15 protein-coding genes are annotated in these 11,505 nt (G+C 33.0%); 2 read left to right on the top strand and 13 right to left on the bottom strand.

Annotation, left to right across the window (positions count from 1 at the left end; genetic code table 11):
- Window positions 1-5: 5 nt before the first annotated feature.
- Genes ndk through dapA form a run of 9 tightly spaced genes read right to left on the bottom strand, consistent with a single transcriptional unit; the run spans window position 6 to window position 5,461 of the window.
- On the bottom strand, window positions 6-419 hold the full coding sequence (ndk, locus tag M9B42_01875; protein URQ64590.1) for a nucleoside-diphosphate kinase: 414 nt from the start codon (window positions 417-419) through the stop codon (window positions 6-8).
- 4 nt (window positions 420-423) lie between these two features.
- Window positions 424-621 carry a Fe-S cluster assembly protein IscX gene (gene iscX, locus M9B42_01870; GenBank protein URQ64589.1) on the bottom strand — a complete coding sequence of 66 codons (198 nt, stop codon included), beginning with the start codon at window positions 619-621 and terminating at the stop codon, window positions 424-426.
- Window position 622: 1 nt separating this feature from the next.
- On the bottom strand, window positions 623-943 hold the full coding sequence (gene fdx / locus M9B42_01865) for an ISC system 2Fe-2S type ferredoxin (protein ID URQ64588.1): 321 nt from the start codon (window positions 941-943) through the stop codon (window positions 623-625).
- A gap of 5 nt (window positions 944-948) precedes the next feature.
- A complete protein-coding gene (locus M9B42_01860; GenBank protein ID URQ64587.1) occupies window positions 949-1,338 on the bottom strand; it encodes an iron-sulfur cluster assembly accessory protein in 390 nt (129 codons plus the stop codon).
- Window positions 1,319-1,717 (bottom strand): iron-sulfur cluster assembly scaffold protein, encoded by a 399-nt coding sequence (locus M9B42_01855; GenBank protein ID URQ64586.1) that lies wholly within the window; start codon window positions 1,715-1,717, stop codon window positions 1,319-1,321. The genes M9B42_01860 and M9B42_01855 overlap by 20 nt, the downstream gene beginning before the upstream one ends.
- A gap of 5 nt (window positions 1,718-1,722) precedes the next feature.
- Window positions 1,723-2,937 (bottom strand): IscS subfamily cysteine desulfurase, encoded by a 1,215-nt coding sequence (locus M9B42_01850; protein URQ64585.1) that lies wholly within the window; start codon window positions 2,935-2,937, stop codon window positions 1,723-1,725.
- Between the two features lie 46 nt (window positions 2,938-2,983).
- Window positions 2,984-3,700 carry a phosphoribosylaminoimidazolesuccinocarboxamide synthase gene (locus M9B42_01845; protein ID URQ64584.1) on the bottom strand — a complete coding sequence of 239 codons (717 nt, stop codon included), beginning with the start codon at window positions 3,698-3,700 and terminating at the stop codon, window positions 2,984-2,986.
- Window positions 3,697-4,626 carry an outer membrane protein assembly factor BamC gene (gene bamC / locus M9B42_01840; protein URQ64583.1) on the bottom strand — a complete coding sequence of 310 codons (930 nt, stop codon included), beginning with the start codon at window positions 4,624-4,626 and terminating at the stop codon, window positions 3,697-3,699. Before bamC ends, M9B42_01845 begins: the two co-directional genes overlap by 4 nt.
- Window positions 4,604-5,461 (bottom strand): 4-hydroxy-tetrahydrodipicolinate synthase, encoded by an 858-nt coding sequence (gene dapA, locus M9B42_01835; GenBank protein URQ64582.1) that lies wholly within the window; start codon window positions 5,459-5,461, stop codon window positions 4,604-4,606. The genes bamC and dapA overlap by 23 nt, the downstream gene beginning before the upstream one ends.
- Window positions 5,462-5,487: 26 nt before the next feature.
- On the opposite strand from dapA, the gene M9B42_01830 reads away from it, so the two are divergent.
- The gene (locus tag M9B42_01830; GenBank protein URQ64581.1) at window positions 5,488-5,949 is read left to right on the top strand and encodes a peroxiredoxin; all 462 of its coding nucleotides are present in this window, start codon (window positions 5,488-5,490) and stop codon (window positions 5,947-5,949) included.
- Here M9B42_01830 and M9B42_01825 read toward each other — a convergent pair.
- Entirely contained in the window at window positions 5,946-6,968 is a 1,023-nt protein-coding gene (locus tag M9B42_01825) for an AI-2E family transporter (GenBank protein URQ64580.1), read from the bottom strand. The two genes, M9B42_01830 and M9B42_01825, sit on opposite strands and share 4 nt — an antisense overlap.
- A 55-nt stretch (window positions 6,969-7,023) precedes the next feature.
- Here M9B42_01825 and M9B42_01820 point away from each other — a divergent pair, with 55 nt between their 5' ends.
- On the top strand, window positions 7,024-8,433 hold the full coding sequence (locus M9B42_01820; protein ID URQ64579.1) for a M48 family metalloprotease: 1,410 nt from the start codon (window positions 7,024-7,026) through the stop codon (window positions 8,431-8,433).
- Here M9B42_01820 and M9B42_01815 read toward each other — a convergent pair.
- Genes M9B42_01815 through M9B42_01805 form a run of 3 tightly spaced genes read right to left on the bottom strand, consistent with a single transcriptional unit; the run spans window position 8,423 to window position 11,443 of the window.
- On the bottom strand, window positions 8,423-9,331 hold the full coding sequence (locus tag M9B42_01815) for a lysophospholipase (GenBank protein URQ64578.1): 909 nt from the start codon (window positions 9,329-9,331) through the stop codon (window positions 8,423-8,425). The two genes, M9B42_01820 and M9B42_01815, sit on opposite strands and share 11 nt — an antisense overlap.
- Window positions 9,332-9,337: 6 nt before the next feature.
- Window positions 9,338-10,009, bottom strand: coding sequence for a nitroreductase (locus M9B42_01810; protein URQ64577.1), 672 nt, complete (start codon window positions 10,007-10,009; stop codon window positions 9,338-9,340).
- A 39-nt stretch (window positions 10,010-10,048) separates the two neighbouring features.
- Window positions 10,049-11,443 carry an MFS transporter gene (locus M9B42_01805; GenBank protein ID URQ64576.1) on the bottom strand — a complete coding sequence of 465 codons (1,395 nt, stop codon included), beginning with the start codon at window positions 11,441-11,443 and terminating at the stop codon, window positions 10,049-10,051.
- Window positions 11,444-11,505: the final 62 nt, after the last annotated feature.

The following is an 11,505-nucleotide window of genomic DNA, read 5'->3' as shown; positions in this document are numbered from 1 at the left end:
AAACTCTAGAAAATTTCAGAATCATTAAAGAAATATGCTATTTCTCTCTTAGCGCTCTCCACTGAATCAGAGCCGTGCACTGCATTTGCATCTATTGATTGTGCAAAATCTGATCGAATCGTACCAGGTTCGGCTTCTTGGGGATTGGTATTGCCCATAAGTTCACGGTTTTTTAAAATTGCATTTTCTCCTCTCAGCACTTGAACTACTACCGGTCCTGATGTCATGAATTCTACCAAAGGATTAAAAAATGGTTTTCCTTCATGCTCTTTGTAAAATCCTTTCGCATCTTCATCAGATAGATGAATCATCTTCATTGCCACTACTTTAAGATCTGCATCCTCAAATCTTTGCACTATTTTTCCAATAACATTTTTGGATATCGCATCTGGTTTAATAATCGATAATGTTTTTTCCATGCACTTACTCCATTTCATCAATCCAATTTTGCTGGATAGATTCAAGTATTTTTTCATTACATCTTTCAGGATCATCTTCGAAGTTTTTTAAAGATAACACTAGTTTTCTCAACTCTACGAAATTAATCCACTGAGCATCTTTTTCAGGATATTTTTCAGCAAGTTCTATTGCAATATCCAGAGTATCAACCCATTTAAGCACTTTATGGTACCTCAGAAACCTGATTTATTGTATATTTTGGAATTTTGATGACAGTAAGTTCTGATTTAGGCCTAACTTGACAACTTAATCTTGAATTTGCTTCAAGTCCCCAAGCTTTATCCAGAAGATCTTCCTCTTCATCGGAGGCTTCATCTAGATTTTCAAAACCCTCTTCAATAATTACATGACAAGTTGTGCACGCACAGGATTTTTCGCATACATGTTCGATATGTACTCCATTTCTTAAACATGCATCAAGAATTGTTTCGTTTTCTAGAGCTTCGAAAGTCAAACCATCTGGACAGATAGTTTCATGCGGCAAAATTTTTATTTTTTTTTTACTACTGTATCTGTAGATTCATCTTCGCCCATTACAGTAAAACTTTCACCACATCCGCATACTGCATTTGCGTTAGGGTTCATAAATCTAACTCCTTGATTTAGGCCTTCTATTGCAAAGTCGACTTGGCTACCTTTGATAATCTCAACGGAATCTGTTGGAATTAAAAACTCTAAATTTTCTATGAAAAGCTTCTGATCAGACTTATTTGGACGATTTACGAACTCAAAAAAATAAGAAAAACCATTACATCCCATTTTTTTAACACCTAGTCTGATTTTATTTTCTTTGCCTTGTTTTGAGACCATATGCTTGAAATGAGCTAAGGCTTTTGAAGTGAAATTTAAAATTTTTGGTTTATGCTTTTTTGGATTCATAATCAGCTATTGCTTGCTTAATGCTGTCCTCTGCCAATACGCTACAATGAATTTTTATTGGAGGCAGTTCAAGTATCTTCGCAATATCTTTGTCTTTAATTTTTTTTGCCTCTTCAATAGTTTTTCCTTTCATCATTTCTATCATTTGCTGGCTTGAAGCAATTGCTGAACCACAGCCATAGGTTTTAAATTTACAATCTGTTATTACATTTTTTTCATTGACTTCAATTTGAAGTCTCATTACATCGCCGCATGCAGGAGCTCCCACCATGCCAGTTCCAACGTTTTTCTTTTTAGGATCTAGCCTGCCAACATTAAAAGCAGAAGGGTTTTTGAGAGTATTTTCAAATTTTTCTATTACTTTTTTTGAATAAGCCATAACTATTAATGGGGTACCCACTCCACCTTTTCAAGATCAACTCCGTCAAGATACATGTCCCACAAAGGTGATAATGCTCTTAACTGCTCAACAACAGTTTTTGTTGTTTTTGCAACTTCCATTACTTCTTTCTCAGTAGTGAATCTACCAAATGAAAATCTTATTGAACTATGAGCAAGCTCGTCAGCTCTTCCTAAGGCTCTAAGAACATATGAGGGCTCAAGACTTGCAGATGTACATGCTGAACCAGACGATACTGCAACATCTTTTAATGCCATAATTAGTGACTCTCCCTCAATGTAAGCAAAGCTTACGTTAGTGATGTTTGGTACCTTATTCTTATGACAACCATTCAAAAAGATTTCTTCAATAGATGATATTTCTTTCCAGAATTTATCTGATAAATCCTTAATTTTTTTGTTATCTTTATCCATCTCCTTTTGAGCTAATGCAAAAGCTTCGCCCATACCCACAACCTGATGAGTGGCTAGAGTACCAGCTCTAAAACCTCTTTCATGACCTCCTCCATGTATTAGTGCCTCAAGCCTTATTCTAGGCTTTCTTCTTACATATAAAGCTCCTACACCTTTAGGGCCATAGGTCTTATGTGCAGAAAAAGACATCAAATCAACATTCAATTTATTCAAATCAATCTTTAACTTTCCAGTGCTTTGTGCCGCATCAACATGAAAAATTATTCCTTCTTTTCTTGTGAAATCACCAATTTTTTTAATATCGTTAACCGCTCCAAGTTCGTTATTAATGTGCATTATAGAAATTAAAATTGTGTCTTTTCTTACATGTTTTCTGATATTTTCGAGAGTGATTTCTCCATTAAGATCTGGGTCAAGATATGTAACTTCAAATCCCTCACGCTCAAGTTGTCTGCAAGGATCTAGTACTGCTTTATGTTCAATCTTAGAAGTGATTATATGTTTCCCTTTTGTTTTATAGAACATTGCTGCGCCTTTCAAAGCTAAGTTATCAGACTCAGTTGCACCCGAAGTCCAAACGATTTCTCTTGGATCAGCATTTACTAGGTTTGCTACCTGAGTTCTTGCCTTTTCAACTGCCTCATCAGCTTTCCAACCGTAAGCATGCGAACGAGATGCTGGATTTCCAAAATGACCGTCTTTTGACATGTATTCAAACATCTTCTTTGCAACTCGAGGGTCTACAGGAGTTGTTGAAGCATAATCAAAATATATAGATTCTTTCATAACTTGCATTTGTAATTATATCTAATATGTGTTTTTAAGGGAATTTTTAAACCTTGACACCCAATTTATGGGCAACAATTTGATAAGATTCGACAACATCGCCTAAATCTTTTCTGAATCTGTCTTTATCCAGACTTTCACCTGTCTCTTTATCCCAAATTCTGCAGCCGTCAGGAGTAAATTCATCTCCCAGTATAAGTTTTCCATCATACCTGCCATATTCAACCTTATAATCAACAAGAATTAAGCCAACATCATCAAAAATCTTACAAAGGTATTTATTTATATCGAATGTAATTTTTTTCATCTGTTCTATTTCATCTGCTGTGCCCCATTTAAAAGCGATAATATGATTATCATTTATTAGGGGATCACCGAGATCATCATCCTTAAGAAAAAATTCAAAAAGAGGCTGCTCTTCAAACTTTATTCCCTCTTTTACTCCAAGCCTTCTACACAATGAGCCAGTTGCAATATTTCTTACCACACATTCGACAGGCAACATATCTAATCTCTTTACAAGACTTTCATTGTCACTGGTTTGTTTTAAAAAATGTGTTTCAACACCATTTTCCTGAAGGTAGGACATTATGAATGCATTAAACTTATTATTAATTGCGCCCTTGCCACTTAGAGCCTCTTTTTTCTTACCATCAAATGCAGAAGTATCATCTCTGTAAACCATTAATAATTCATTGGCATTTGAAGTCTCAAAAAGTGATTTTGCTTTACCCTCAGAAATTAAATTTTGCTTTTCCGTCATGATAGGTTCTCGTTAATTTGGTCAACTAAATCATTAACACTGATACTTGTATTAGAAAGTTTTTTAAACTCTAAGATAGTATTTTCACCACTTTGAGTGAAGGTGAGTTCATAATCTACATCTGCGGCATTATTTGATCTGGAAAAAAAACCAAAGAAACTGTTGTCGTCCTCATCCACACTGACTTGAAAGTACTTCAATTCTCTATTTCTGTCCTTAATTTCTAAACTTGAACGTTCTAATGCTCTTGAGATTGCTGACCATGTTCTTTCGAAGGTAAGCTTAAATTCGATACCTATCTCCTTTTGAACATATACAATTCTAGTTTTTTTATTGAGATTCAAAGATTGAGCGGCTAATGAGTTTCCTTGGTATCCTGGAAGATTTTCTACAAAATAGTTAGAGAAAGAATTGTAAAAACCAACATCTATAGCTGCACCACTATCATCTTCAAGATAAATCTCAGAACTATTATTTCTAATTCCATGTTCAAGAATAATATTTATATCCTCACCATTTGCTTTACTCTTTGCTTTAATCTTGCCACTTGTAGGGTCTTCATTTTCAATATCATATTGAGCAGCAAGAAGATCTTTGGTTAGTGCCCACATTTTTGATGGAAGTGCTTCGATATAAATCCAATAAATTTCTCCAAGTCTTCTAATTTCAACCTTTTCTGAATTTCCAGATGAAAATATCTTTTTAGGTCTTGGAAGTTCACTTTGAGATAAGGGATTATTCTGAATTGATGGATAGGGGTAATCATTTGAAATTTCCAAATTCTCTGTTTCAGAATTTGTGACTAAATCTTCTCCCTCCTCCTTATATCTTTCATTTGGATTTTCCCTTGCAAAAGAACTAAGGAAGCTACATCCATTAATAAAAAAGATTATTAAAAAAATATTAAGTATTTGAGTAAATTTCATCAATTTCTTTTCCCAGTTTTTCCGATATTTTCACAAGTGGTAATCTAAGATTATTCTCTAGCATTTTTATTTTTGCAAGTAGATATTTAGAGGGTCCTGGACTATTCTCAAGCAAAATATTGAATAACTTTTCATATTTTTTACTTATCAAAGCGGCCTCTTCGAAATTTTTCTCTTGAATTAAATCAGAAATTTGCTTTATTACTTCTGGAACTATATTAGCTGCAACAGAAATTATGCCTACTGCACCGTATTTTCCAAACTCAACAAAACTTGGGTCATCTCCAGATAACAAATAAAAATCTTTTCTTTTTTCTAGAAGCTTTGAAAGCTTTTCCATTCTATCGTGTGTGTTTATAGCCTCCTTAATACCTACGATATTATTTTCACCTAATAATTCATCAACAGATTCAGGTTGCAGATCAACTCCCGTCCTGCCCGGAACATTGTATAAATATATCAAGGCATCAGAACTTGCGAGCTTTTTAAAATGTGCTATCAAACCTTCCTGTGAGGGCTTATTGTAGTATGGGGTAACAGCTAAACATTTTTCTATTCCGCAGTTAAGAGCCAAATCTATAAACTTTAATGAATCCGAAGTAGACGAACTTCCTACTCCAGCCATTAATGGAATTGCAGTGTTATCACAAGCGAATTTATAAATATCTTCTCTCTCTGATATGGATAAAGTTCCAGCTTCACCTGTTGTTCCTATTAAAACAATACCGTCAGTTTTAGCCTCTTCATGAAAGAGGAAAAGCTTTTTTAAAGAATGGAAATCAACCGAATAATCTGATTTCATGGGTGTAACTATTGCAACTATACTTCCTTTCATTTTTTTTTATTCTTATAATCCTACTTGTGAATGATAAAACAAAAGCTCCAAGTTTTTTAGGACTGATCACAGAAAGTGAATCTTTAAGTTTAAAGGACTTTTCAGGAAAATATTTAGTTTTGTATTTTTATCCTAGAGATATGACTTCTGGATGTACACTAGAAAGCCAAGATTTTAGAGATCACTACAAAAGTTTTCAAAAACACAACTGTGAAATACTTGGTGTTTCAAGAGATTCAATTAAATCGCATGATAAATTTTGCGAAAAAGAATCACTTCCATTTAAGTTAATTTCAGATCCAGATGAAAAATTATGCAAAGCATACGACGTGATGAAAGAGAAAAGTATGTATGGAAAGAAATTTATGGGTATTGAAAGAAGCACGTTTCTTATTAATCCAAATGGTGAAATTATAAAAGAATGGAGAAAAGTGAAGGTTCCAGGTCACGTTGAAGAGGTCCTTTCTGAATTAAAAGAAGCCAATTAAGAATCAATATATTTCCAATTATCTAAAATAGATTTTACAAAACTTGCTAGAGGAACAGAGAAAAATACCCCCCAAATTCCAAAAATTGCACCAAAAAAGAAGACTGATAAAAGCACTACTACAGCTGGCAACTTTACAACCCCAGACATAAGAAATGGTAGAAAAATATTGCCATCAATAAATTGAAGAATTCCAAATGCTATAAGAATTACGATTACATATGGATCTAAACCAAACTGAGCAAGTGAAATTATTAGAATAGGTATTGTCATAAAAACAGGGCCAAAAAAAGGAATTAACTGACTTAAGCCAAGTGTTGTGCCTAAAAGAATTGGGCTATTTAAACCCAAGAAGTAGAATAACAAACTACCAAATATTGCAACTATAAAAACTTCAATAAATTTACCTTTAAAATAGTTTTGAAAATTTACATTTGCCTCATTCCAAACCTTTGAAAGAAACTTTCTTTTTTTCGGCACAAACCTTGAAAAGCCGTTTGATAACGTTTCTGTATCCCAAAGCCAAAAAAATAAAAAAATTGGAACTAAAATCAGTCCTAAGAAAAGATTTGCTGTTTCTTGAGCTCTTGATATTCCAAATGATATAGCGCCAGTTAAAAAACCGCTTAAATCAGAAAGAAGAGATTGTGCACTTTCTATCGATTCAATAGGCGCGTTTAAACTTCCCAATGCTTGAGTTACCGGCTCCAAGATAAATAATAAGCTTGGAATATCTTCTATGAATGCTTCTGTTTCATTTATAAAAAGCGGCACAAAAAGAAGTAAAAAAGCCGATGCAAGCAACATAACTATTAAAAAAGTTATAAACACACTTATTTTTCTTGGAATACCAATTTTTGTGAAGTAAGTATTTACAGGCCTAAACAGAACTGCCAGAACAATACTTATGAGTATTGGAGATGCCAAATCTCCAAAAATCCAAAGAGTAAGCAAGCCAAAAAATAATGAAGCTACCAAAAAAATAAGCTGCTGGCTTTTAAATAATGTATTTAATCGCATTTTCTATTGAATCTTTATTTAAAAATCCTATCAAATAATTATAGTTAAGTATCCGATGAAAAAAATATTTTATTTATTTTATTTATTTTTGTCCTCTAACATTGTTACTCAAGAAAACAGTATAGAGCTTCCACTTATAGGAGATAGACTTAGTGGGGCCGTATCGGAAACTGAAGAGGAAATCCTAGGGCGACAATTTTTAAGAGACTTAAAAAGAGAGACAGACATACTCTATGATCCAATAATTCAAGAATGGACAGAATTATTTGTTTACAAAATTGGTGAGTCAAGCAAGGTTAATAAAAAGACGTTTGAGATATTAGTTATTGAGGATAATAGGCTAAATGCATTCGCAGCTCCCGGAGGGGTAATTGGCATTAATGCAGGTTTATTTAAACATGCTGATAATGAAGCACAATTTGCCTCTGTTGTCGCGCACGAATTAGCTCACCTTAGTCAGAGACATTTTGCTAGACAAATTTTAGAAAACAGTGATAGAAGTAATGCAAACATGGCAACAATACTTGCTTCTATTGTTGTTGCTGTAGCTTCAAGGAATCCAGCAGCACTTATCGGCGGTCAAGGCTTACTTGTTAATCAAAGGTTAAGGTTTTCAAGACTTTATGAATCTGAAGCAGACAGAGAAGGTTTTATTACTTTAGAAAAATCAGGATATAAAACTTCAGAAATGTCAGAGATGTTTAAAAATATGCAAGAAATTAGACGGCTTTCTGGAGATAACATACCTGAGTTTTTATTAACACATCCAATAACTACTCGTAGAATTACAGACTCTAGAGAAAGAGCAAGAAATTCAGATGGAGATGGAACTGTTAATAGTTTTAATTACCGCTTAGTCAAAGCAAGAGTGAAATTTCTTATGATGGATAACTTATCCATTAAGGCATTTGAAAAGGATATTGAAGATAATGATGAAGGCAAATACTTCACTGCATTAATTGAAAAAAAGAAATTAAACTTTACCAAATCAATTTCAATCCTTGATGAACTCTCAAAAAAATATCCTGATAATTTAATCATCAAAACAACAATTGCAGAAACCCTAACAGAATCCGGAAATATAAATAGAAGCAAAAGTTATACTGAAGAATTATTAGATATTTCTTTAGGAAATTACCCAATTAGCTTTAATCTTGCCAAAACTTATATTCTGGAAGGAGATTACATTGCAGCTGAGCAAATATTAGAAGATATAAAATTTTATAGACCTGTCGATATAAACCTCTTAAAACTTCTAGGGGAAGTTCAACAAAAAAGTAATAATATGCTCAGTTTCCACTTAACAAATAGTGAATATCTTTTCTACTCTGGCAGATATGAGGAGGCTCTTGCAGATCTTTATCAAGCAAGAAGATTGGCTGTCAACAACTTTAAAATTAAAGAAATTATCACAGAAAGAATAGTTTTTTTGCAAAAATATTTAGGAAAAATTCCTAGAGGTTAGCTTTAAAAAAATCGGAGACATCCTTCCAAACTGTCTCTTTTTCAACATCAGATAGTGGCTCATGCCTAGACTTCTCATAGGCTTTAAACTTTGTACTAAAACCCAATTCAAGAAATTTTTGATGCATATCAAATGCTTGTTTACCCATGTTATTTACAGTATCAAATGATCCTGTAATAAAGAAAAAGGGTATTTTTTTGTTGAATTTTTTATATGTATCTTTTTTCCATAAATTGGTGCAACCATTTTTTAAGTCCATCCAAAATTGGTTAGTCATCGGAAAACCACAAAGAACGTCTTCAATATATTCATCAACATTCTCATTGTCACTTGAAATATAGTCGTGCGTAGTCCTGTTTGGTTTAAAAAAGGAATTGTGTTTTTTAGTTGTAAACTCCTCCATAGTACTATTGATTTTTTTAGGATCTGAAAGTTTATATTCAGGCCATAAAACTAAATTATTTAAAAACATCTCAATATTATTCCTGCTAAAAGCTGCACTTAAAATTATTCCATCAAAATGAATATTTTTTCTTAGTACTGACAAACATATCACTGTACCCAGGCTATGGGCTAATAGGAAATGTTTTTTGGCAGGATGTTCTTTTCTAATATAAGAATTTAATTCAATTATTTGATCAACAACTTTTTCAAAGCCATCAGATTTATCTAAATATCCCCTTAATTTGCCATCTTTTACATGTAATCCATGTCCAAGATGATCATTGCAATAAACTTGGAAGCCCTCATCATTTAGCGCTTTAGCAGTAAGATCATATCTTTTATGATGCTCCGCGAGTCCATGAATAATTTGAACCGTTGAATGGGGATTAGTTGCTTGCAACCATTTAGCTCCTCTTAGATTTCCATGCTCGCCCTTTATGGAAAACTCTTTCATATGAAACTACTTTAATAATTTAGCAAAGCTATCAAATTGCTCTCTTTCTGTTCTAAAAGAATTGGCTGGATGCTCTTGATCCTCGTAGCCTAGAGAAATTCCACACCATAAAATTTCATCATCTCCATATTCAAGATGTTTTTTTAATAATTTTGGAAATCCTGCCCATGCCTCTTGCAAACAAGTGCCAAGTCCCTTGCCAACAGCTGCAAGACATATACTTTGAATGAAGTGCCCAACATGACCCCAGCCATTTGGGCCAACAGATTTGTGAACTGTAACAAAAATACCAACTGGTGCATCAAAAAATTCATAATTTTTCTTTGCCCAGGCCATTCGTTTATCCATTTGATCTCGCTCTATACCTAACGCTCCATATAATCCAAAACCACATGCTCTTTGCCTTGCTTTGTACCAATCAGGCATGCTTTCTTTGGAAGGATACACTTGGTATTCCTCGGTTTCTATCTCGCCTTTGTCAAATTTTTCACATGCTTCTTTAACTAATTTATTTCTAGCCTCGCCCATTACTACATAAACTTTCCATGGTTGGGAGTTGACTCCGGATGGTGAAAATTTTGAAGTTTCTAGGATGTCTTTTACAACGTCTTCAGAGACGTCTTTGCTTAAATAGCCTCTAACTGAATGTCTTTTTTTAATTGCTTCTAATATATCCATAGGAGTGAAATTATAAACTGATACTATTTAAATTTATAACTATCTATTTGTTAGTTCTAGATTATTTTTAATTTTATTATGTTTTTTTCTGCTCAATTTATAATTTAAAAAAATTAACATTGGAAATAGAAATAGCAATGACACTACTGGACCATGTAATGTAAATAAAGAGACAAGCTGTTCAGCAGAGGGTTCACTTCCACCTGGAGGGTAATTAATGATCCACAAAAAGAACATTGATATAAACTGACCTAAACCAGACATACATTTTGAACAGAATGATGTTAAAGAGGAAACGGCACCTTCTTGTCTTTTTTCTGATTGGAATTCAATTTCATCAATAATATCTGGGACCATCGATTCTCTTGTCATAAGCGAAATAAGTGAGAATATTGAAGAAAAGAGGATCATAACTGACATAAAGTTAAGAATTTTACTTTGTTCCATTCCGTCAAATAAACCTAAGTAATGCGTAATGAAAGGTAGTGAATGTGTTAAAGATAAAAAAATCAAACTAGCTATTACAATTTTTTCTTTATCTAAATATCTTGTAATAATGGGGGTTACAACCCAACTCACAATTGCAGCAAGAATATAAAAATATATAAGCACACGTAAATCTAATGGGTCAAATTGCCAAAATTTTGTGTAAGTTAAAAAACTTAAACTGTTTGCCAATCCCCAAGTTCCTTGAATTAAAAGAGAGCCAAAAATAAAAAGTAATAATGTTTTGCTTTTCAACACAAATGAGAGTTCTTTTTTTAAAATTTTAAAGTCAGCTTTTCTTTGTTTAGGTTTCCACTCATATAATTCTGGAATTACTTTTTTTGACCCAAGAAGAGAAATTACACCAAAAATTAACATAGATGAACTACCAAAAATACCTATATAAAGCCATTTATATGGGTCACTTATGAAGTAACCTAAGAAGCTATAAACCACAAGAGAGTGTCCGGCACCTATTATCCACTGGTAACCTTCTCGCATTGACATGACTCTTGAATTATTCACATAATTGCCTCCTAATTCAGAAAATAAAGCTCTATGAGGAACATCAAATATGCTTACAAAAAACCTTGTTAGAATTAGAAAAAAAAGCAGCCAAAAAAATAGAAAGTACTGATTTTCACTCCAAGAGGGATCTGGAATAAAAAGCATTATATAACAAATGCAAATTGGAAGAAGCGATAAAAACATATAAGGGTATCTCCTTCCCAAATTAGTTTTTGTTCTATCAGAAAAGGTTCCAATAGCTGGATCTGAAAAGGCATCAAATAAAAGAGCTAATAGTACTGCTGAACCGGTTAAAAGTGGATTTAGACCTAAAAATGTTAAATAAAAAAAGCCAAGAAAAAATGAAAAAAAATCGGTCTTTATCGCATTAATTCCTCCTCCAAAACCAAGGAGAATTCTTTGCCAAAAGCTTATTTTCATAAATTAAAGAAGTAAATTACTTAGAATATATCCTAATATAATTTTGTTTATTTTTTAAAAGC

The organism is SAR86 cluster bacterium, from assembly GCA_023703535.1.
Taxonomy (GTDB): domain Bacteria; phylum Pseudomonadota; class Gammaproteobacteria; order Magnimaribacterales; family TMED112; genus TMED112.
Note: the sequence above shows the minus strand (reverse complement) of the source record. Positions and strands in the feature narration are given on the sequence as shown.